Below are 22,227 nucleotides of genomic sequence, written 5' to 3'. Positions count from 1 at the left end.
CCGTGGAACTAGTCGCGCGGCTTCTCGACGAGCTCGGTGGTCTCGATCTCGTCACCGATCTGGATGTCGTTGTACTTGCCCAGACCGATACCGGCCTCGAAGTCCGTGCGGACCTCGGTGACGTCGTCCTTGAAGCGACGCAGCGACTCGATGGCCAGGCCGTCGGCGAGCACCACACCGTCACGGATGACGCGCGCCTTGGCGTTGCGCGTGATCGTGCCGGAGCGGACGATGACACCCGCGATGTTGCCGAACTTCGAGGAGCGGAACACCTCGCGGATCTCGGCGACACCCGACTGGACCTCTTCGTACTCGGGCTTGAGCATGCCCTTGAGGGACTGCTCGATGTCCTCGAGTGCGTTGTAGATGACCGAGTAGAAGCGCACGTCGATGCCCTCGCGGGCCGCACGCTCGCGGGCCTTGACGTCCGGACGGACGTTGAAGCCGACGACGATCGCGTTGTCGATCGTGGCCAGGTCGATGTCCGACTCCGTGATCGCACCCACACCGCGGTGCAGGATGCGGAGCTGGACGCTGTCGTCGACCTCGATGTCCAGGAGCGACTGCTCGAGTGCCTCGACGGCACCGGAGACGTCACCCTTGATGATGAGGTTGAGCGAGTCGACCTTGCCCTCTTCGAGTGCGCGGGTGAAGTCCTCGAGCGAGATGCGCTTGCGGGCCTTGGCCAGCTGGGCGTTGCGCTCGGCGGCCTCACGCTTCTCGGCGATCTGGCGGGCCGTACGGTCCTCCTCGGTCACCAGGAAGGTGTCACCGGCGCGCGGCACCGACGACAGACCCTGCACCTGCACCGGACGGCTCGGCGTCGCGGCCTTGACCGCCACACCGTTCTCGTCGGTCATCGCACGGACCCGGCCGTAGGCCGTGCCCGCCACGATGGCGTCACCGACGTGCAGCGTGCCGGACTGGATGAGCACCGTGGCGACCGCACCGCGACCCTTGTCGAGTCGGGCCTCGATCGCGACACCGCGGGCGTCCTTGTCGGGGTTCGCACGCAGGTCGAGCCCCGCGTCCGCCGTGAGCAGCACCGCGTCCAGGAGGTCCTGGATGCCGACGTTGTTGCGCGCCGACACGTCGACGAACATGACGTCGCCGCCGTACTCCTCGGCCACCAGGTTGTACTCGGTGAGCTGCTGCCGGACCTTCGCCGGGTTCGCGCCCTCCTTGTCGATCTTGTTCACCGCGACCACGATCGGCACACCGGCCGACTGGGCGTGGTTCAGCGCCTCGATCGTCTGGGGCATGATGCCGTCGTCCGCCGCGACCACGAGGATCGCGATGTCCGTCACCTGGGCACCACGGGCACGCATGGCCGTGAAGGCCTCGTGACCCGGGGTGTCGATGAACGTGATCGGACGCTCGATGCCCTCGTGCTCGGTGACGATCTGGTACGCACCGATGTGTTGCGTGATGCCGCCGGCCTCGCCCTCGACCACCTTCGAGTTGCGGATGGCGTCGAGCAGGCGGGTCTTGCCGTGGTCGACGTGACCCATGACGGTGACGACCGGGGGACGCTGCTGCAGGACGGAGTCGTCCTCGTCGGCGTACTCGGCGTCGATGTCGATGTCGAAGCCCTCGAGGAGCTCACGGTCCTCGTCCTCGGGCGAGACGATCTGGATCTTGTAGCCCAGCTCCTCGCCGAGGACCTCGAACGTGGCCTCGTCCAGCGACTCGGTCGCGGTCGCCATCTCACCGAGGTGGAAGAGCACCGTGACCAGGTTGCCGGGCATCGCGTCGATCTTGTCCGCGAAGTCCGAGATGCTCGCACCGCGACGCAGACGGACGACCGTGTTGCCGTCGCCGCGCGGGACCTGCACACCGCCGAGCGACGGCGCCTGCCGCATCTCGTACTCGGCGCGCTTCGTCCGCTTCGACTTGCGGGCACGGCTCTTGCCACCACCGCGACCGAACGCACCGGCGGTACCACCACCGGGGCCACGACCACGGCCACCGCCACCGGCGGGACGCGGGCCGCTGAAGGCCGGACGGGGGAAGCCGCCACCGGCACCCGGGGCACCGCCCGGACGACCGCCGGGGCCACCACGACCGCCGCCCTGGCCCGGGCGCTGCCCGAAGCCGTTGGGACGGTTCGCCTGGCCGGGGCCACCGGGACGCGGCGCACCGGGACGCGGGACGCCCGGACGCGGCGGAGCCGGACGCGGGATGCCGTTGCCACCACCGGCACCGCCGGCGGGACGCTGACCCATGCCCTGGTTGGACGCGAACGGGTTGTTGCCCGGACGCGGCGGGCGCGAGCCCATGCCCTGGCTGGACGCGTAGGGGTTGTTGCCGGGACGGGCGCCCGGCTTCGGGCCACCCGGCTTCGGACCGGCGGCGGAACCGGGCTTCGGGGCACCGCCGGGCTTGACGGCGTCACCCTTCGGCGCAGACGCCTCGGCGGCCTTCTCGACCTCGGCTGCCTTGCGGGCAGCCTCGGCCTCGGCCTGCCGCTGTGCGACCGACTTCGGGGCGGCCGGCGCGGGCACGTCGGCGGCAGGTGCCGCCTGGACCTCGGGCTCGGCCTGGGGTGCGGGTGCCGGGCGCGCCGGACCCGGGCGGGGACCGCCGGGCTTCGGGGCGCTGGACCGGGGGGTGCCGGACTTCGGGGCACCGGACGCCGCAGCGGCGCTCGGGGCCGCCGGAGCGGCGGGCTTCGACGCCGTCGAGGCGCCGGACGCCTGCAGCGCAGCACGGAGCTTGCGCGCGACGGGGGGTTCCACACTGGAGCTCGGGCCCTTGACGAACTCGCCGAGCTCCTTGAGCTTCTCCATTGCGGTCTTGCTGTCGACACCGAGTTCGGATGCGATCTCGTGTACGCGTGGTTTTGCCACTGTTCTCCTTCACGGGTCCCACCCCGCGAAGGGGGCAGGACTCACTGGATGACGGGTCTCACTTCGAGCCGCTCATCAGTTGTCCATAAGCCGTTCAGCCTGTTCTGTCGTGTCCTGGTGTCCGCCCGACTGCTCGGCTGCGAGGCCGTGCAGGTGGTCGAGCACTGCGGACGTGTCGGGTTCGCGATCCAGCCGGAGCGCCCGGCGGAAGGCCCGGCGCTTGACGGCCAGTTCGTAGGCTTCGACGGTCGGGGTGAGCCACGCTCCCCTGCCCGGCATGACTGCCTTCGGATCCGCCACGACACGACCGTCGCTCAGGGCGACGACACGGAGGAGGGAGGATCGAGGAGCACGGCGACGACTGCCGATGCACGTTCTGACGGGAACCACCATACTCCTTGCCTCCGACGACCGCGATCCGGCGCGCCCGGTCGGGTCACGCCACCAGCGGAACACGTCGGGCGGCGGCCACCGCCCGACGTGTTCCGGTGCCCGCCCCTCAGTCGTCCCCGTCGAGGATGCTGTCGGGCTGGATGTCGATGCGCGCGCCGGTGAGCTTGGCGGCGAGACGGGCGTTCTGCCCCTCCTTGCCGATGGCGAGCGACAGCTGGTAGTCCGGCACGAGGGCGCGGACGGCCTTCGTCGAGGCGTCGAGCACGAAGGCGCTCGTGACCTTCGCCGGCGACAGCGCGCTCGCGACGAACGACGACAGGTCCGACGACCAGTCGACGATGTCGATCTTCTCGGTGCCGAGCTCCGTCGTCACCGCGCGGACGCGGGCGCCGAGCTCGCCGATGCAGGCGCCCTTGGCGTTGACACCGGGCTCGTTGGCCTTCACCGCGAGCTTCGTGCGGTGCCCGGCCTCGCGGGCGATCGAGGTGATCTCGACGACGCCCGAGGCGATCTCCGGGACCTCGAGCGCGAAGAGCTTCCGGACCAGGCCCGGGTGCGTGCGCGAGACCGTGATCTGCGGGCCCTTCGGTCCGCGGCCGACGCTCGTGACGTAGACGCGGATGCGGTTGCCGTGCTTGTACTCCTCGCCCGGCACCTGCTCCTCGGGCGGCAGGATCGCCTCGACCGTGCCGAGGTCGACGTGCACCATCTTCGGGTTCGGACCCTGCTGGATCACGCCCGCGACGATGTCGCCCTCCTTGCCGCGGAACTGACCGAGGATCTTGTCGTCGCCGATGTCCCGCAGCCGCTGGTTGATGACCTGCTTGGCGGCGAAGGCGGCGATGCGGCCGAAGTCGCTGGGCTGGTCGACGGCCTCGCCGACGACGTTGTCGTCCTCGTCGCGCTCGGGCACGTACACCGAGACCTCGCCGGACTTGCGGTCGAGCTCGACGCGCGCCTGCGGGTCGACGTGCTCGTCGTTCTCGGTGCGGTGCTTCTGGTACGCCGTCAGGATGGCCTGTTCGATGATCCGGACGAGTTCGTCGAACGGGATCTCCCGTTCACGCTCCATGAGTCGCAGGACTGCGAGATCGATCTTCACCGAGGTGCCTCCGTTATTCAGCTGAGTCGCTCCTGCGGGTGGAACTGCGCAGAAGTCGGCCACAAGCGTACCCCAGAACCACGAGACGGACGGGAGGCGCGGTGCCGGTACCGCCCTCCCTCGCAGGCTCGGTCGGCGCGCCCCGCGCAACGCTCCGCGTCGCCGCCGAGCGGGGCGCGCCAGTCCGTCAGGGGGTCGCGATCAGATCGCGCGGACCGCCTCGAGCAGTTCGGCGACCGGCACGTCGCGCCGCTCGCCCGAGCGGCGGTCCCACAGCTCGACGACGCCGTCGGCGGCGTTCCGCCCGGCCACGACGACCACGGGGACACCGAGCAACTCGGCGTCGCGGAGCTTCACCCCCGGCGAGACCTTCGGACGGTCGTCGTACACGACGTCGTACCGCTCGCCCTCGAGGGTGTCGATGAGCGTCGTGGCGAGGTCGTAGGCGACCTGGTCCTTGCCGGTCGCGACGACGTGGACGTCGAACGGGGCGACCTCCTTGGGCCAGGCGAGGCCCTTCTCGTCGTTGTGTGCCTCGGCGAGGATCGCGAGGATGCGCGTCACGCCGATGCCGTACGAGCCCATCGTGACGGTCGCGAGCTTGCCGTTCTCGTCCTGCACCTTGAGGTCGAGCGCCTCGGCGTACTTGCGGCCGAGCTGGAACACGTGCCCGATCTCCATGCCGCGGGCGGTCTCGAGCGGGCCGGAGCCGTCGGGCGCGGGGTCGCCCGCGCGGACGTCGGAGACCTCGGCGACGCCGTCGGCGGTGAAGTCACGGCCCATCACGAGCCCGGAGACGTGCACGCCGCGCTCGTTCGCACCGGTGACCCACGCCGTGCCCTCGACGACGCGGGGGTCGACGAGGTACCGGATGCCCGAGTCACTCTCAGCACCCAGGACCTGCGGGCCGATGTAGCCCTTGACGAAGACGCCCGGGTGCCGCTTGAAGTCGTCGTCGCCGGCGGCCTCGACCTCGGCCGGGGCGAACGCCACCTCGGCGCGCTTGAGGTCGACCTCGCGGTCGCCGGGGAGTCCGACGACGACGACCTCGCGGGTGCCGTCGAGGTGCGTCAGCGCGAGCACGACGTTCTTCAGGGTGTCCGCGGCGGTCCACGGGGCGCCGTCACGCGGCGCGACCGCGTTGGCGTGCGCGACGAGCGTGTCGATCGTGGGGGTGTCCGCGGACGGCAGCGTCACGGGTTCCGGTTGGCCGTCGATCGGCAGCGCGTCCGGCACCGGCGTGACGTACGCCTCGACGTTCGCCGCGTAGCCGCCGGCACTGCGGACGAAGGTGTCCTCGCCGACGCCGATCGGGTGCAGGAACTCCTCGGACTTCGAGCCGCCCATCGCGCCGGCGTCGGCCTTGACGATGACGTACTCGAGGCCCAAGCGGGCGAAGATCCGCTCGTAGGCGTCGCGCATCACCTGGTAGCTGCGCTCGAGCCCCTCGTCGGTGAGGTCGAACGAGTACGCGTCCTTCATGGTGAACTCGCGGCCGCGCAGGAGTCCGGCGCGGGGCCGGGCCTCGTCGCGGTACTTGTCCTGGATCTGGAAGAGCGTGACGGGCAGGTCCTTGTACGAGCCGTACAGGTCCTTCACGAGCAGCGCGAACATCTCCTCGTGCGTCGGCGCGAGCAGGTAGTCGGACCCCTTGCGGTCCTGCAGGCGGAACATGCCGTCGCCGTACTCGGTCCACCGGTTCGTCGCCTCGTAGGGCTCACGGGGCAGGAGCGCGGGCAGCAGGACCTCCTGCGCGCCGGCCGCGACCATCTCCTCGCGGATGATGTCCTCGATCTTGTGGCGGACCCGGAGGCCGAGCGGCAGCCACGCGAAGATGCCCGGGGACTGACGACGGACGTACCCGGAGCGGACGAGCAGCTTGTGGCTCGTCACCTCGGCGTCGGAGGGGTCGTCGCGGAGCGTGCGGAGGAACAGATGGGAGAGCCGTGTGACCACGGACGCAAGCCTAGCGGCGGTGCTCGCGGGACGACGACGGACGAGAGACACGTGGCGGGGCCGCCACGCGCCTCCCGTCCGGAACGGGGTCGGCGCTAGGCCGTCGTGACCACCTGCGGCGTGCCGGGCGCGGCGTCCGGGCCCATCTCGTCCGCGATCCGGTTCGCCTCGGCGATCAGGGTCCGGACGATCTCGTGCTCGGGGACGGTCTTGACGACCTCGCCCTTGACGAAGATCTGCCCCTTGCCGTTGCCGGAGGCGACGCCGAGGTCGGCCTCGCGGGCCTCGCCCGGGCCGTTCACGACGCAGCCCATGACGGCGACGCGGAGGGGCACGGTCATGCCCTCGAGCCCCTTCGTCACGTCGTTGGCGAGCTGGTAGACGTCGACCTGTGCCCGGCCGCAACTCGGGCACGAGACGATCTCGAGCTTGCGCTCGCGGAGGTTGAGCGACTGCAGGATCTGCAGGCCGACCTTCACCTCCTGCGCCGGCGGGGCGGAGAGCGAGACGCGGATGGTGTCGCCGATGCCCTCGGCGAGCAGGATGCCGAACGCCGTGGCGCTCTTGATCGTGCCCTGGAACTCGGGGCCGGCCTCGGTGACGCCGAGGTGCAGCGGCCAGTCCCCCGCCGCGGCGAGCTGGCGGTAGGCCTGCACCATCACGATCGGGTCGTTGTGCTTGACCGAGATCTTGAAGTCGTGGAAGTCGTGCTCCTCGAACAGGCTCGCCTCCCAGACCGCGGACTCGACGAGCGCCTCCGGGGTCGCCTTGCCGTACTTCTGCAGCAGGCTCGGCTCGAGGGACCCGGCGTTGACCCCGATGCGCAGGCTCACCCCGGCGTCCTTCGCGGCACGGGCGATGGCGCCGACCTGGTCGTCGAACTTGCGGATGTTGCCCGGGTTGACCCGGACCGCCGCGCACCCGGCGTCGATCGCCTGGAAGACGTACTTCGGCTGGAAGTGGATGTCGGCGATGACCGGGATCTGCGACTTCTTCGCGATGATCGGCAGCGCGTCCGCGTCGTCCTGGCTGGGGACCGCGACGCGGACGATGTCGCAGCCGGACGCGGTGAGCTCGGCGATCTGCTGCAGTGTCGCGTTGATGTTCGTCGTCGGCGTCGTCGTCATCGACTGCACGGAGACCGGGGCGTCGCCGCCCACGAGGACCTTCCCGACCCGGATCTGCCGCGACTTCCGGCGCGGGCTCAGGGTTGCGGGGACTTTCGGCAGACCGAGGTTCACTGCTGGCACGCGCGTCACTCTACGCCGTGCCGGTGACCTCACCCGGCGCTGGTGACCAGGTCGGCGCCGCGGTCGACGACGGTGATCAGCGGGGCGTACAGGCGCATCGCTGCCAGGGCCCGTTCGTGGTCGACGTCGCTCGCCCCGGCGCACGCGTCGGCGACGACCGTCACGGTCGCTCCGGCGTCGGCCGCGGCCAGCGCCGTGCTGAGCACGCAGCAGTCCGTGGAGACCCCGGTGAGCACGAGGTGCGGGTGGTCGCCCACGACGGCCCGGAGGCTCGTCCCCCACTTGCCGAACGTCGGTTCCGTCACGACGGGGACGTCCCGGTGCGCGGCGAACGGCTCGGTCAGCGCGTACAGCGGGTCCGCGTCGGGCACGAGCGCGAACGGCCAGTTACGGTAGTACGGTGCCCAGGCGCCCTGCGGCCGCTCGGGTGCGACGAAGCGGGTGAGCACCGTCCGCCCGACGAACCGGGGCAGCAGCCGCGCGGTGCCGGTCGCCGCGTCGTCGTACCGCGGTGCCGCCCAGGGGCTGTCGCCGGAGAAGACGCGCTGCAGGTCGATCGCGACGAGCCACGCCTCCGCGGGCACCGTCACGGTCACGCGCCCGACTCCTGGCGGCGCACGGAGCCGCGTGCGCCGAGCACCGTGCCGACGAAGCCGACGACGAGCGCCACGAGGACGCCGAGGTTCGCGTAGGCCCAGTCACCCGTGCGGCCGCCGAGGCCGAACGGTCCGAGCAGGTACCCCTGCCAGTTCAGCCACGCCGGGACGCCCGAGGTGTTCGTCACGAGCCCCCAGCCCAGCGCGGTGCCGACCAGGACGAGCGCGATCGCGGCCCAGCGGACGTCGCCGTAGCGGCCTCGGCGGTCCTCGAGCTCGGACTCGGCGTAGCCACGCCGCCGCAGCAGCACGTCGGCGACGAACACCCCGGCCCACGCGGCGATCGGCACGCCCAGCGTGATGAGGAACGCCTGGAACGGTGCGATGAACGTCGGCGCGAAGAACACGACGTACACGGCGCCGGCGACCATGAACACCCCGTCCACCCCGGCGGCGACCGGTCGCGGGATGCGCACGCCCGCACTCAGCAGCGCGAGGCCGGACGAGTAGATGTCGAGCACGGCGCCGCCCACGAGCCCGAGGATCGCGACGAGGGCGAACGGGATGAGGAACCACACCGGCAGGATCGTGGTGAGGGCGCCGATGGGGTCCGCTCCGATCGAACCGTTGAGGTCCTTCGACGACCCGGCCAGCACGACCCCGACGACGACGAGCACGGCCGGGGCGAGCGCTCCGCCGAACGTCGTCCACCAGACCACCCCGCCCGTCGACGACGACCGCGGGAGGTACCGGGAGTAGTCGGCGGCGGCGTTCACCCAGCCGAGGCCGAACCCGGTCATCACGAGGACGAGCGCGCCGACGACGTTCTGCGTGCTGCCGGCCGGCAGCGCCCCGAGGGCACCGGGGTCGATCGACGGCACGGCGAGCACGACGTAGACGACCGTGAGCACGGCGGTGACCACGGTGATGACCGTCTGCAGGCGCATGATGACGTCGAACCCGGCGATGCCCGCACCGACGACGAGCGCGGCCACGACCAGCAGCGCCACGAGCTTCGTCACGACGCCGTCGTCCCAGCCGAGCTCCCGGAAGACCGTCGACGTCGCGAGGACCGCGAGGGACGCCAGCGCCGTCTCCCACCCGACGGTGAGCACCCAGCTGAGGAACGACGGCACCCGGTTGCCCCGCACGCCGAACGCGGCGCGGCTCAGCACCATCGTCGGCGCCGAGCCCCGCTTGCCGGCGATCGCCACGATCCCGCAGAGCAGGAACGAGAACGCCACCCCGACGACCGACACGACGGTGGCCTGCAGGAGCGAGATGCCGAAGCCGAGCACGAACGAGCCGTAGCTCAGGCCGAGCACGGACACATTCGCGGCGAACCACGGCCAGAACAGGCCCCTCGGGGTGCCCTTGCGGTCGGACTCGGCGATGACGTCGGTCCCCTGCCGCTCCACGGTGCGGACGTCGGGCGCTGTGCTCATGCGCCGAGCGTAGTGCTACCCGAACAGGTTCACCGGTCGCACGATGTCGGCGTAGATCAGGAGCGCGCTCATGCCGGCCAGCAGCACGACGACGACCATCGTGAGGGGCATCGACTTCGCCAGGTCGATCGCGCCCGGGTCCGGCTTGCCGACCAGCACGTACGCCCGGCGCTTCACGGCCTCCCAGAGGGCACCGGCGATGTGGCCGCCGTCGAGCGGCAGCAGCGGCACCATGTTGAGCACGAACAGGCCGATGTTCAGCGACGCCAGCAGGCCGAGGATCGTGTACGCCTTGTCGACCACGGGCACCCCGCTCATCGACGAGACCTCGCCGATCGCACGGCCGACACCGACCACCGACACGGGGCTGTCCTGCGACCGCTCCTGCGCGCCGAACGCGGCGTTCCACACGGCGACCAGGCGCTGCGGCAGGTCGATGATCAGGTGCGCCGACGCCGCGATCTGGGCGCCGGTCGCCGGCAGCACGGCCGCGGGCGACTGCCGCACCAGCGACTGCCCGATGCTCACGCCGACGACCCCGACCCGCTGGGTCTTCGTCGTGCCGTCGGCGTTCTTCGCCGCCGTGCCCTGCTCCGTGACGACGTCGCGCGTGGCGAGCTGCGGGGTGACCTCGAGCGTCCGCCGGACGCCGTCGCGTTCGACCACGACCGTCACGGCCTCGCCCGCCGACCGCTGGAACACCCGGGAGACCTCGGCGATCGTCGGGTCCTGTCGCCCGTCGACCGCGACCACGACGTCGCCGTCGCGGATGCCCGCCTGCTTCGCGGGCGACTCGGCGTCACCGGGTGCGCAGGCCGTCGAGCTGCTCGTCGGCAGGACGCAGTCCACGCTCGACGTGAAGGTCGTGGTCGGGGCGCCGAAGCCGCACAGCAGGACCCCGAAGAGCACGATGCCGATGACCAGGTTCATCGCCGGACCCGCGACCATCACGATGATGCGCTTCCACGGGGTGAGCCGGTAGAACGCCCGGGAGTCGTCCCCGCCGGAGTCCGCGATCTGCTCGGCACTCGCCTGGCGGGCGTCCTGCACGAACGCGCCGTACATCCCGGTGTTCGTGATCGCGCTCGGGCGGCCCGACGCGCGGGGCTTGAGCATGCCGACCATCGAGATGTACCCGCCGAGCAGGATCGGACGGATGCCGTACTCGGTCTCGCCGCGTCGGAACGACCAGATCGCCTTGCCGAAGCCGAGCGAGTACTGCGTCACCTTGACGTTGAAGAGCTTCGCGAACGACAGGTGCCCCAGCTCGTGGAGTCCGATCGAGACCAGCAGGCCGACGATGAAGACGACCACGCCGAGGACGAAGAGGAGCACGGATTCGACGGTCACCGCAGCAGGGTACGGGACCCTGCCCATGACGGAGCCGAGCGCGCCCTGAGAGGACTGCCGTGCCTCCCGACGGCCGGGAGGCACGGATCACCGCGCGCGGGTCCGTCACCGGACCCCGTGGCGGGGTCGCGACCCTGCCTGCGCCCCCTGGTCCCGTCAGCGGGCCAGCAGGCGGTCCGCGGCGGCGCGCGCCCAGCGCTCGGCGGCGAGGACGCCGTCGAGCGACGGCTCCCCCGCGGTGTGCTCGTCGACGACACGGCGGACGGTGTCGACGATGTCGAGGAACCCGATCGCGCCCGCGTGGAACGCGGCGACAGCCTGCTCGTTCGCGGCGTTGAACACCGCCGGGAAGGTGCCGCCGAGGACCCCGACGTGCTTGGCGAGGTCGACGGCGCCGAACGCCTCGGCGTCGAGCGGCTCGAAGGTCCACGTGCTCGCACGCGTCCAGTCGAGCGGGACTCCGACGCCGGACACCCGGTCCGGCCAGGCGAGCCCGAGCGCGATCGGGAGTCGCATGTCCGGGGGTGACGCCTGCGCGATCGTCGAACCGTCGACGAACTCGACCATCGAGTGGACGATCGACTGCGCGTGCACGGTCACGTCGATGCGGTCGTACGGCACACCGAAGAGGAGGTGGGCCTCGATCACCTCGAGGCCCTTGTTGACGAGGGTCGCCGAGTTCGTCGTGACGACCAGGCCCATGTCCCACGTCGGGTGCGCCAGCGCCTGGGCCGGGGTGACGTCCCGCAGGTCCTGCCGGGAGCGACCGCGGAACGGACCGCCGCTCGCCGTGAGGACGAGCCGGCGGACCTCCGCGTCCGCGCCGGACCGGAGCGCCTGCGCGATCGCGGAGTGCTCGCTGTCCACCGGCACGATCTGCCCGGGGGCGGCCGCCCGCTGCACCAGCGGGCCGCCGACGATCAGGCTCTCCTTGTTGGCGAGGGCGAGGGTCGCGCCGGTCTCGAGGACCGCGAGGGTCGGCCCGAGCCCGACCGAGCCGGTGATGCCGTTGAGGACCACGTCCGCCGTGACGCCGCGGACGAGGCGCTCGGCGTCCGCGGCGCCGAACGCGGTGTCGCGGACACCGAAGCGCGCGGCTTGCTCGGCGACGAGGTCCCGGTTCGAGCCGGCGGTCAGCCCGACGACCTCGAACCGGTCGGGGTTGCGCGCGACGACGTCGAGGGCCTGCGTGCCGATCGACCCGGTGCTGCCGAGGACGACGATGCGGCGCCGTGCCGGGGTCTGCTGCGCGGTGGGTCCCGGCCCGGCGCCGCCCGTCACGGTCAGCCCTTGGCGAGGATGTCGACGACGAAGACGAGCGAGGCGTCCTTCGGGATGCCGGAGCCCTCCGGCGGGTTCGACCCGTAGGCGTCCTCCGGGGTGGTCACGATGAGGACCTGCGAGCCGACCTTCTGGCCGACGAGTCCGGTGACGAAGCCCTTGATGAGCGAGCCCTCGGAGACGGTGAAGGTGGTCGGGGCGCCCTTCGACCACGAGGAGTCGAACTCCTTGCCGCCGTCGAGCTGCACGCCCTTGTACTGCACCAGAGCGGTGTCGCCGTTCGCGATGGTGTCGCCCGTGCCCTGCTTGAGGACCTCGACCTCGGTCTTCGACGGGGCCTTCGCACCCGACGGGATCGTGATCTCGGGCTCGCCGTCGGCCTTGTCCTCGACCGTCGGCAGCGCCGGGTCCTGGGGCTGCGGTGCGCCGGTCGCCTTCGTCGGGGTCTGCGCGACGACGTCGGCGACGACGACGATGTCACCGCCGGTGTTGAAGCCGAGGGCCGCCGACTGGCCGACGACCGCCACCCGCTCGCCGACCTTCGTGCAGGCGAGGAGGGCACCGAAGCCGGTCCCGCCGACCGAGAGCACCTGCGGGTTGCCCTGGTCGAACCCGACCGCGCCGAGCTTCGAGGCGTCGGACGCCTTGTAGACGACGTATGAGACCTGGGCGAACTCGCCGTCCCGCAGGGCCTTGCCCGACCCCTTCACCACGGTGGTGGCCTGCGGCGTCGAGGCGCTCAGCCCCTTCTCGAACGCGACACCCGGGGCGGAGTCACCGCCCACCGCGGCGCCGCTGACCTTGATGCCGTCCGAGGCGGACCCCGGCTCGGGGCACGACGAGATGGGCGTCGCGGTGGCGCTCGACGACGCACTGGGCGAGGCCGAGGCGTCACCCGAGCCGTTCCCGGAGCAGGCGGCGAGTCCCAGCACGACGGCGGGGACGAGGGCGATCGGGAGCAGACGGAGACGCTTCACGGGGACCTATCCTGCCGCACGGACCTTGGTGACGGGCGTGTGGTGGACGGGGAACGCGACGGAACGCGCGACGAAGCAGAGGCGGCCTGCCTCCGCGTGTGCCGCCTCGGCGTCCTCGACGCGGTCGGCCTCGAGGATCGTGACGACCGGGCGCAGGGTCGCTCCGGTCAGCTCCCCCGTGCCGTCGCGGTGCACGTCGAGCGACGCCGACGCCGAGTCCTGGTAGTCGACCACCGTGAAGCCCCGCTGCACGGCGACGTACAGGTAGCTCATCATGTGGCACTGCGCGAGCGCGGCGAGAACGAGCTCCTCCGGGTTCCAGCGGTCGCGGTCACCGCGGAACGCGGGGTCGGCCGACCCGGCGACGTCCTGCTTGCCCGCCGCGGAGATCGTGTGGTCGCGGCCGTAGTCGCGGTACCCGCTCGTCCCGGTGCCCCGGTCGCCGGTCCAACGGACGGCGACCTCGTAGGAGTGGTCGGTCACGGTGCGCTCCTTCGTGCGTGGTGGTCGAGCACCGACCGTCCCGCGCTCGGTGCGTGCGACGTCGCGGCGTGCCCGCTCACTACGATGACGGCATGACGGTGATCCCCGACGTCCGCACAGACCGCCATCCTCTCACCGCCGAGGGCTCCGTCGAGCTCGCGGTGCTCGACCGGAACGGCTTCGACGAGAGCCGGCACGTCGGTGCCGGTGTCGTCGTCGCGGCGGACGGCTCCGTGCTCGACGTCGTCGGCGACGCCGGAGCGAGCATCTACCCGCGCTCGACGATGAAGCCGTTCCAGGCGCTCGCGATCCGACGCGCCGGTGCCGCGTTCAGCGACGAGGAGCTGGTGCTGACGACCGCCAGCCACGCCGGCACCGCGGCGCACCAGGCGCTCGCGCTGCACATGCTCGAGTCGTTCGACCACGAGGAGTCCGACCTCGGGTGCCCGCCCGACCTGCCGTTCGACCGGGCGACCGCGCGGACGATGCCCGGCCCGCGTCGCCTCGCGATGAACTGCTCCGGCAAGCACGCCGGCATGCTCGCCGCCTGCCGCGTCAACGGCTGGGACGAGGCCACCTACCTCGAGATGGCGCACCCGCTGCAGCAGCGCGTCCGGGAGACCGTCGAGGAGTACACGGGCGAGACCGTCGACGTCGTCGGGACCGACGGCTGCGGCGCCCCGGTCTTCCCCCTCACGCTGCGCGGCCTCGCCCGCGGCTTCGCCGGGGTCGTCGCGCGAGGGGACGCGGACACGGCGGCACTCGTCGACGCGGTGCTCGACCACCCGTGGGCCATCGACGGCGTCGGACGGGCGAACACCGTGACCATCGAACGACTGCAGGTCCTGGCGAAGTTCGGCGCCGAGGGCGTGATGGTCATGGGCCTCCCGGGTGGCGCGGCCGTCGCGGTGAAGACGCTCGACGGGTCGCAGCGCGCCGGCACCGTCGCGGCGCTGACGCTGCTCGAACGGAACGGACTGGTCGACGCCGCGGGCGTGGCGGACGTCCTCGCGGCGACGAGCGAGCAGGTGCTCGGCGGTGGGGTCCCCGTCGGGCGGGTCCGACCGGGGGCCGGTCTGCGCTGAGCCGGTCTGCGCTGAGCCGGTCTGCGCTGAGCCGGGCGTCACGGCGTCGCGTTCCCCGGGACCAGCAGGGGCAGCACGGGGTCGATCGGCGTCGGGCCGTCGTCGTGGTGGTCCTGCGTGCGACAGCCGTGGCGGGTCACCTCGACGAGGTGGTCCCAGCGGCGCGGGAGCAGGTGCAGTCCGGGCACGAGGACGACGGTCGTCCGCGGCCGGCCGCCGCCGTCGAGCCGGACCGCGACGGCGGTCCCCGGAGGCAGCGGGGTGCTCTGTGGTCCGGGTACCCCCGTACCGGAGGCGGCGCGGACGACGTCGTCGGGTGCGCTCCCGGTGCCCGCGCCGTCGTCGAGCTGGGCGCGGACCGCGGTGAACACGCCCTCGGCGAGTGCGCCGGTGCCCACCACCACGACGTGGCACGGGGCGGCCGGGTCGGTGGCGACACGCACCGGGTGACCGTCGTCACGGCGCCCGAGCAGGATGCCGGGGCCGGGGTCGGGTACAGGGCCGCCGTGGTCCCGGACGCCGCTGCCCTCCGACGGCACCGTGACCGGGTCGACGAGCACCACCGGCGGACCCGTCGACGCGCGTCGGTCGGACCGGACGACGACGAGGTCCAGCACGGCGCACCACCCGCCGGCCACGAGGAGCGCCGCACGGCCGGAGCCCGGCAGGTCCGCGAGAACGCCGACGAGCACGAGCACACCCGCGGTACCGACGAGGCACGAGCGGGCGACGGCGAGGGACACGGTCCGAGCGAACCGCCTCCGACCCGTCGCCGAGAACGGCGGACGCCGGCTGGGGAGCGGGCGAGCGGATCGGGCTCCTGTGCAGGAGCGTCAGGTCGGCGTGGAGCCGCCGACCGTCACTGCACGAGGAAGAACTGCTCGCCGATGTCCACCCGGGCACCACGCTCAACGCGGTACCGCCGGCCCGGCTCGCAGCGACGGATCGTGCCGTCGATGTGCCGGACGACCGTGCCGTTGCCCGAGAACCGGTCCGCGACCCACAGGTCGTCCCCGTCGCGGCCGAGCTCGAGGTGCGTCTTCGACACCGACTTCCCGGGGTCGTGCACGGTGAGGAGCTCGTCGAAGCGTTCGCCGGGCTGCGGGCGGGGAAGACGCCCGAGCAGGCCGGTCCCCTGCACGGCGCTGCGCTCCCCCGTGCTGAAGTGCAGCACGAACGGTGCGGTGCTCGTGTTCCGGTCGACGATGCGGGTCTCCTCGACGTCCTCGGCACCGGACCCGTCGTCCGCACTCGAGGGCACGGCCGCCGAAGCCACGGCGGGCAGCACCGGCCCGGTCGCACCGGGCACCGGCGGCAGCGGCGCCGCGGTGGGGACGGGCGGGACGCCGTCGAGGGGCGGCACGGAGACGGAGGCGGTCGGGACGGTCGGCGAGGCCGGAGCGGGCGGCACCGTCACCGGTGCACCCGGGACCGCGTCGGGCGCGGCGTGCGCGCCGCGGGTCCGGAGGGGCGTCCTCGGGGTGTCGTCGAGCGCGGCCGATCCTGACGTGTCCGGTGCGGGCGCGTCCGTGCGTGGCTCGGGCAGGTCGTCCGAGGGCGGGTCGCTCGGGTGCACCTCGTCCGAGGTGTCGGCGTGCTCGGGCTCCGAGGGAGCGTCCGCGACTTCCGAGGACACGTCCACGTGTTCCGAGGACCCGTCCGCTGGCTCCGACCGGGACTCCGGCTCGGCGTCGTCCACGGGCAGGTGCTCGGCGGCCCAGTCGGGACGGGCGAGCGGCAGCGGCACGACGGGGCCGGTGAAGGCGGCCGTGACCGTCGGTCGGACGGCGCCGCACTCGGCGCAGAAGATGTCGTCGGGCTCGAGCGTGTGTCCGCAGACCGGGCAGGTCGCCGGTCCGCTGCTCGGGGTGACGAGCGGGGTCGGGGTGCGACGTTCGACGAGCGGCTCGACCACGGCGGTGTCACCGGGCTGCGGACCGTCGTCGTCCCGCGGCTCCTCGGCCACGGGAGGCTCAGGCGCCGCCGAGCCGCGACCGACCCACCACGACGGGCGCGACGGAGCAGGCGGCTGCGGTGCGGCGGGTGCCCAGACCGGAGCGGCAGCCCGGTCGTCGGCGCCCGCGCGGTCCGCATCCGCCTCGGTGTCGTCCGCCGCGGTCGCCCCCGCTCCGGGCGTCTGTGCTGCGTGTGCCCGAGCGACGGTGCCGTCGGCCGGCCGGGTCTCGTCGGCGACCGGGTACGCGGCCGGATCGAGCGGCGGTTCCGCGTCCGGAGCGACACCCTGCGTCGGGGTCGGCGCGGGCGGTGCCGCGGGTCGGTCGTCGGGGCGAGGGGCGGGCTGCCGGTCCTCGCCGGTCAACCAGGCGCGGGTGGCCGGGTCGAGGGTGGCCTCGGGCAGCCAGGCCTCGGTGGCCGGGTCGGGGTGCCGACCGTGCTGGTCCGGTTGACGGAGGGGCGGCGGCGGGGTCTCGTCGAGGGGCGCGGCCGGGACGGGTCGACGGTTCGCCGAGACGGTCACCGAGCGCCCGCACTCACCGCAGAAGATCGCGCCGTCCGGCAGCATCGATCCGCAGTGCTCGCATCTGATCACGGTTCGCCTCTGTCCTCACTCGGCCGTCCACGACGCTCGCCGGCCTTCGGACCATCGTAGTCACGACCTCCGCGACGATCCTGGCCGTCCCCACCGAGCCCGGCACCGGCCTCCGGCGTCTCCTGGCGCGGCCGGTCCGCCGCTGCCCGCCCGCCGCGGCGACGGACCGCGGGGCGACGCAGTGACCGGAGGGACACCGCGGCACGCCACCGCTCGCGTCGGGTGCGCCCCGCTCGGAGACTCGTGATCGCCTCGTCCGTGGCCGACCACATGCGGTCAGCGGTCCCCGGTTCGACTTCACCGGGGCCGAAGACGCTCCGATCGGCCAGTGCCGCGAGCCCGATGCCACCCTCCCCCGGTGCCCCCGCGACGGCCTCGCGCCTCGTGGCCGCCATGACGACGTCGTGCCCGCGGTCGACCAGTGCGTCGCGGTACTCGTCCCACGCACCGACGACCCGCGCGCGTGGTGTGGGCGCCCGTCGACGTCGACGACGTCGCAGCCGCTTGCAGAGGACGACGACGGCGAACGGCAGGAGCACGAGCGCCACGAAGCCGAGCGTGCCGAGCACCCACGGCAGGGCGGCGAGGAGGACCTGCAACCAGAGCGGCTGCACGGGAGGCGTGTCCCGGTCGCTCTGGGGCGGGGCCTGCTGGTCCTGGTCCTGCTGCTCGACGGGCGGGGGTGGGACGACGGTCTCCGGCCGCGTGACCGGCTGCGGCGTCTGGTCCTGCTCGTCGGGGATGTCGCGGACGACCGGGTTCGGGTCGACCATCACCCACCCCCACTGCTCGGTGTCCACCTCGACGCGCGCCGTGACGTCCGACCCGCGGAACGTGGTCGTCCCGTCGGTGCCGGTGCCGGACGACGTCGCAGCTCCCGAGTCGCCGCCGGCAGTGAAGCCCATCACGACCCGGGACGGGAACCCGAGTTGCCGTGCCATGAGCGCGGCGGCGACGGCGTACTGCTCCTGGTCGCCGATCATGACCGGCGCGGTGAGGAGTTCCTCGATCCGGTCTGCGCCGTGTCCCGACCGGCTGGACCGGTCGTCGCCGACGCCGTGGCTCACGTAGCCCGTCCGCTTGAGCGACTCGATCGCCGCGACGAGCCTGGCACCGTCCGAGCCGGCGTCGGCGGACGTCGCCTCGACCCGCTCCCGCACCGCGTCCGGCACGCCGGTCGGGCTCGGCACGGTGGCGGTGCCCGGACGCGCCGACGCGAGCTGGGCGTCGGTCGGCTGGTCCGGCAGCACCGCGCGCAGGTCGTACCGGGTGTCCGCGTCGACGCCACCCACCACGACGGCCGTCCCGGTGGTGCGGTTGTAGGAGAAGGCGCCGCGGTCCCGGTCGGCGTCCGAGCCGCGGAAGGTCATCGTCTCGAGGTCGCCGACGGTGGGCAGCCACACGCCGCGGTACCCCTCGACGGCGACACCGACGTCGAGGTCGGTGCCCCGGACGCCCCGCACGTCGACCGAGGTCGGGACGCGCTCGAAGGTGCCCGACGCGGAGGCTCCGTCGTCGCCCCCCACGCGGTAGACCACGCCGTCGTACGTGTCGAGGGTGGCGATCCGCACGAAGCCGCCCTGCGGCAGGCCCGTCACCCGCAGCTGGGCGGCGTCCGCCCGGCCGGGCTCCTCGTAGGACCGGAACGCGCTGAGCGGGCTGAGCTCGTCACGCGGGTCGAACGGCTTGACCACGTCGGTCCGCGCGACCGTCCGCCCCGCCGACGGCGGGGCGACCAGCCCGAGGCCCGTCGCGACGACGGCGGCCGCCACGATGGTGCCCGTCCCGACGAGGGCGGGTCGCAGCACGGACCGCCACACGGGCACGCGCGCCCCGACCGTCGTCGCCACCGAGACGGCACGACGCACGTGCCGTGCGGTGAGGGCCCAGACCAGTGCGATGCCGCCGAGCACGACGGCCGTCGCGAGGGCGACGTCCAGTCGGCTGGGTCCGACCACGACCGCGGCCGCGAACAGCACCAGTCCCGGGATGCTCGCGAGCTCCGGACGGGAGGCACGGGTCGCCACGCTCACGCCGACCACCGTGGCGACGAGCGTCGTCACGAAGTACGGCACCAGCAGGGACTCGTAGGACCCGACCGGCAGGCTGACCGTCACGAGCCGCTTCCAGTCGAGCGCCACACCGGCGAACAGGTCGACGAGCCCGGCACCGGTGGGCAGGATCCCGACGGCACGGTCCGGCACCGCCGCCGGGACGCCGGTGAGCGCGAACACCGCGACGGTGAGCGCACCGACCACCGCGGCGGGCAGGCGGGCGAGGGCGCCGGCGAGGGCGACGGCCGTCCCGGCGAGGACCGCGGTCACGCCGGCCGTCACCATCGAGGCGTCGCGGTGGACCGGCCACCAGGCGGTGCTCGCCACCACGAGCACGAGCCAGGTGGCGAGGGTGCCCCCCGCGGTGCGCAGGGCACCGCGCCGACGCTCGGCCCGGCGGTCGCCCCGGCGGTCGGTCCGCCGCGTCCGCAGTCGCGGAGCGTCCTCGGTCGCCGCGCTCACGCCGCTGCCGATCGGTGGAGGGCCTGCCGGAGGTCGTCGAGGTAGCCGATCGTCACGACCGTCAGCCCAGCGACCCGGAGGAAGCGCGGCTGCGCCTCGGGCTCGCAGGTCACCGCGACGACCTCGACCCCGACGGGGAAGCGCGTCGCGGCGAGCCGGAGCGCCGGGAGCCCGACCTCGGAGCCGACCACGAGGAACGCCACCGAGATGCCGGCGGTGTCGGCGCCGACGATCCGCGCGACCTCGGCGACGGGGAGGCACGAGTCGGAGAGGCCGACCGTCGCGAACTCGTCGAGCAGGCGTGTGGGCGTCACGGTGCGCAGGCGGTGCACGGCGTAGACCGGCCGCTTGGCGTACTCCGGCGTCCGTTCGGAGACGACGACCGAAACCTCACGCCCGTCCCGGACGGCGCGGGTGCCGAGCGACGCCGCGGCGCTCACCGCCAGCTCGAACTCGTCGTCGTCCGCGAACTCGCCGCGGCCGGTCGCGAGGGCCACCACCAGGTGCGATCGCCGGGTGTCCTCGAACTGTCGCACCATCAGCGCGCCCGACTTCGCCGTCGACTTCCAGTGGATCGTGCGCGGGTCGTCGCCCGGCTGGTACTCGCGGACCGCGTGGAACGCGATGTCCGCCGGCGACAGGTCGGTCGTCGCCTGGCCCTCGAGGTCGCGGACCAACCCGGTGCTCGTCGACGGGATGGCGATGGTGCGCGGGTGGACGATGACCTGTTCCCGCGCCGTCCAGACGACCTCGCGCCGGACGATGCCGACCGGGTCCGCCCGCACACCCGTGACCGGACCGACGTCGAGCACACCGCGACGCACGGTCGGGACCGGCACCTGCTGCTCGAAGACACCGTCCGGAGCGACCGAGGGGATCGCAACGTCGACCAGGCCGGTGCCGACGGGCACCTCCACCGTGGTCGGGACCGACGGCAGCCGCGCCGGGTTCTCGGCCGTGACGACGACGCCCGCGTCGTCGCCCACCGCCACCCGGTGCTGCGGCAGGCGCATGCGGATGCGCAGACGGGACCGTCCGAGCAGCGCGAGCACCGCCACCACGACGAGGACCGTCCCGGCGAAGCCCACCACGACGACCTCGCGCAGTCCGAAGCGGTAGCCCGCGACGAAGGCGACGAGCGTGACGGCGGCCACCGTCCAGCCCAGGCCGGTGACGACGGACGAGACCTCGGCCCACCCGCGGCGGACGAGCCTCCAGGCCGCGGTCCACGCCTTCGCGACCCCGACGACCGCGTCGGCGGCGACCCCGTCCCGGTCCCCCACGAGGCGGGTGCGGACGTTCGTCAGGCCGGCGACCGTGCCGGTCCGCTCGGACACGGCGGTGCCGCGCCGTGAGCGGGTGGCGTCTCGGCGCGAGCGGGTGGCAGCGGGGCGGCGGTCGGTCACGACACCGCTCGGTCGGCGGGCGGCGGGGTCTCGACGAGGAGCTGGGAGACGACGCTGGTCGCGCTGACGCCGTCGAACTCCGCCTCCGCGTCGAGCACCAGGCGGTGCGCGAGCACCGGCACCGCCAGTGCCTTGACGTCGTCGGGGGTCACGTAGTGGCGGCCGAGCACCGCCGCGTGCACGCGCGCAGCACGGATCAGGCCCATCGCGCCGCGGACGCTCACACCGAGGCGGACCTCGCTCGCGCCACGCGTCGCCTCGACCAGGCGGGCGACGTAGTCGGCGATGGTCGGGTCGACGTGCACGGTCCGCGCGAGTGCCGCCATCTCCGTGACCGTCGCTGCGGGGACGACGCTCGCGAGCGGGACCGCGGCGGACGGTGCCGCGGAGGTCTCGAGGAGTCGGACCGTGGCGGCGTGGTCGGGGTAGCCGATCGACGTGCGCATCAGGAACCGGTCGAGCTGCGCCTCCGGCAGGCGGTACGTGCCGGCCTGCTCGACGGGGTTCTGCGTCGCGATGACCATGAACGGTGCCGCCAGGGTGTGGCGTGTGCCGTCGATGGTGACGGCGGACTCCTCCATCGCCTCGAGCAGCGCCGACTGGGTCTTCGGGCTGGCCCGGTTGATCTCGTCGGCGAGCACGATGTTCGCGAAGACCGGACCGCGGTGGAAGTCGAACTCCTGCGTGCGCTGGTCGTAGACGCTGATGCCCGTGATGTCCCCGGGCAGCAGGTCCGGTGTGAACTGGATGCGGTTGGTGGTCCCCTGCACGCTCTGCGCCATCGCGCGCGCGAGGCTCGTCTTGCCCGTCCCGGGGACGTCCTCGAGCAGCAGGTGGCCCTCGCTCAGCATGGCCGTGACGGCCAGTCGGATGACGAACGTCTTGCCCAGGAGGACCTGCTCGACGTTCGTCACGATGCGACCGGCGACGTCGGCGAACCAGGCGGCCTGCTCGGGGGTCATGCTCATGCGGGAGGGTCCTCGTTCT

Annotated in this window: 17 protein-coding genes; 1 reads left to right on the top strand and 16 read right to left on the bottom strand. The window is 73.0% G+C overall.

Annotation, left to right across the window (positions count from 1 at the left end; all coding sequences use genetic code 11):
- Positions 1 to 8: 8 nt before the first annotated feature.
- The 11 genes from infB to Cus16_RS00975 form a co-directional block, all read right to left on the bottom strand.
- Positions 9 to 2,849, bottom strand: a complete 2,841-nt coding sequence (infB, locus tag Cus16_RS01025) for a translation initiation factor IF-2 (protein WP_069710780.1) — start codon at positions 2,847 to 2,849, stop codon at positions 9 to 11.
- A 75-nt stretch (positions 2,850 to 2,924) separates the two neighbouring features.
- The gene (locus Cus16_RS01020; protein ID WP_069710779.1) at positions 2,925 to 3,242 is read right to left on the bottom strand and encodes a YlxR family protein; all 318 of its coding nucleotides are present in this window, start codon (positions 3,240 to 3,242) and stop codon (positions 2,925 to 2,927) included.
- 106 nt (positions 3,243 to 3,348) lie between these two features.
- Positions 3,349 to 4,344 (bottom strand): transcription termination factor NusA, encoded by a 996-nt coding sequence (gene nusA / locus Cus16_RS01015; protein ID WP_069710778.1) that lies wholly within the window; start codon positions 4,342 to 4,344, stop codon positions 3,349 to 3,351.
- Between the two features lie 201 nt (positions 4,345 to 4,545).
- Positions 4,546 to 6,300: a proline--tRNA ligase gene (locus Cus16_RS01010; RefSeq protein ID WP_069710777.1), complete on the bottom strand. Its 1,755-nt coding sequence runs from the start codon at positions 6,298 to 6,300 to the stop codon at positions 4,546 to 4,548.
- Between the two features lie 95 nt (positions 6,301 to 6,395).
- Positions 6,396 to 7,529: a flavodoxin-dependent (E)-4-hydroxy-3-methylbut-2-enyl-diphosphate synthase gene (gene ispG, locus Cus16_RS01005; protein ID WP_069711351.1), complete on the bottom strand. Its 1,134-nt coding sequence runs from the start codon at positions 7,527 to 7,529 to the stop codon at positions 6,396 to 6,398.
- A 50-nt stretch (positions 7,530 to 7,579) separates the two neighbouring features.
- Positions 7,580 to 8,146, bottom strand: coding sequence for a cysteine hydrolase family protein (locus tag Cus16_RS01000; RefSeq protein ID WP_083263599.1), 567 nt, complete (start codon positions 8,144 to 8,146; stop codon positions 7,580 to 7,582).
- Positions 8,143 to 9,591, bottom strand: coding sequence for a purine-cytosine permease family protein (locus tag Cus16_RS00995; protein WP_069710776.1), 1,449 nt, complete (start codon positions 9,589 to 9,591; stop codon positions 8,143 to 8,145). The genes Cus16_RS01000 and Cus16_RS00995 overlap by 4 nt, the downstream gene beginning before the upstream one ends.
- A gap of 15 nt (positions 9,592 to 9,606) precedes the next feature.
- Complete coding sequence (locus Cus16_RS00990) at positions 9,607 to 10,941, bottom strand: M50 family metallopeptidase (RefSeq protein ID WP_182046828.1); 1,335 nt, start codon at positions 10,939 to 10,941, stop codon at positions 9,607 to 9,609.
- A gap of 156 nt (positions 10,942 to 11,097) precedes the next feature.
- Positions 11,098 to 12,222 (bottom strand): 1-deoxy-D-xylulose-5-phosphate reductoisomerase, encoded by a 1,125-nt coding sequence (locus Cus16_RS00985; RefSeq protein ID WP_069710774.1) that lies wholly within the window; start codon positions 12,220 to 12,222, stop codon positions 11,098 to 11,100.
- Between the two features lie 2 nt (positions 12,223 to 12,224).
- On the bottom strand, positions 12,225 to 13,199 hold the full coding sequence (locus tag Cus16_RS00980) for an FKBP-type peptidyl-prolyl cis-trans isomerase (protein WP_069710773.1): 975 nt from the start codon (positions 13,197 to 13,199) through the stop codon (positions 12,225 to 12,227).
- A 6-nt stretch (positions 13,200 to 13,205) separates the two neighbouring features.
- A complete protein-coding gene (locus Cus16_RS00975) occupies positions 13,206 to 13,682 on the bottom strand; it encodes an OsmC family protein (RefSeq protein WP_069710772.1) in 477 nt (158 codons plus the stop codon).
- Positions 13,683 to 13,774: 92 nt separating this feature from the next.
- Between Cus16_RS00975 and Cus16_RS00970 the strand changes: the two genes are divergently transcribed.
- Entirely contained in the window at positions 13,775 to 14,767 is a 993-nt protein-coding gene (locus tag Cus16_RS00970; protein WP_069710771.1) for an asparaginase, read from the top strand.
- A 38-nt stretch (positions 14,768 to 14,805) separates the two neighbouring features.
- Here Cus16_RS00970 and Cus16_RS00965 read toward each other — a convergent pair whose 3' ends face one another.
- From Cus16_RS00965 to Cus16_RS00945, 5 genes are all read right to left on the bottom strand, one after another.
- Positions 14,806 to 15,510 (bottom strand): hypothetical protein, encoded by a 705-nt coding sequence (locus Cus16_RS00965; RefSeq protein ID WP_069710770.1) that lies wholly within the window; start codon positions 15,508 to 15,510, stop codon positions 14,806 to 14,808.
- 116 nt (positions 15,511 to 15,626) lie between these two features.
- Entirely contained in the window at positions 15,627 to 17,318 is a 1,692-nt protein-coding gene (locus Cus16_RS00960) for a zinc-ribbon domain-containing protein (protein ID WP_141718756.1), read from the bottom strand.
- Positions 17,315 to 19,834 (bottom strand): transglutaminase domain-containing protein, encoded by a 2,520-nt coding sequence (locus tag Cus16_RS00955; RefSeq protein WP_069710768.1) that lies wholly within the window; start codon positions 19,832 to 19,834, stop codon positions 17,315 to 17,317. The genes Cus16_RS00960 and Cus16_RS00955 overlap by 4 nt, the downstream gene beginning before the upstream one ends.
- A complete protein-coding gene (locus Cus16_RS00950; protein WP_083263596.1) occupies positions 19,831 to 21,240 on the bottom strand; it encodes a DUF58 domain-containing protein in 1,410 nt (469 codons plus the stop codon). Before Cus16_RS00950 ends, Cus16_RS00955 begins: the two co-directional genes overlap by 4 nt.
- Complete coding sequence (locus Cus16_RS00945) at positions 21,237 to 22,208, bottom strand: AAA family ATPase (protein WP_069710767.1); 972 nt, start codon at positions 22,206 to 22,208, stop codon at positions 21,237 to 21,239. Before Cus16_RS00945 ends, Cus16_RS00950 begins: the two co-directional genes overlap by 4 nt.
- Between the last annotated feature and the right edge of the window lie 19 nt (positions 22,209 to 22,227).

The sequence above is a fragment of the Curtobacterium sp. ER1/6 genome (assembly GCF_001742745.1).
GTDB classification, from domain to species: Bacteria; Actinomycetota; Actinomycetes; order Actinomycetales; family Microbacteriaceae; genus Curtobacterium; species Curtobacterium citri.
Note: the sequence above shows the minus strand (reverse complement) of the source record. Positions and strands in the feature narration are given on the sequence as shown.

What these genes read in the sequence shown, in the direction of transcription:
- Cus16_RS01020 (WP_069710779.1), bottom strand. Translation starts at nt 3,242, where the DNA reads ATGGTGGTTCCCGTCAGAACGTGCATCGGCAGTCGTCGCCGTGCTCCT.
- Cus16_RS00995 (WP_069710776.1), bottom strand. Translation starts at nt 9,591, where the DNA reads ATGAGCACAGCGCCCGACGTCCGCACCGTGGAGCGGCAGGGGACCGAC.
- Cus16_RS00970 (WP_069710771.1), top strand. Translation starts at nt 13,775, where the DNA reads ATGACGGTGATCCCCGACGTCCGCACAGACCGCCATCCTCTCACCGCC.
- Cus16_RS00945 (WP_069710767.1), bottom strand. Translation starts at nt 22,208, where the DNA reads ATGAGCATGACCCCCGAGCAGGCCGCCTGGTTCGCCGACGTCGCCGGT.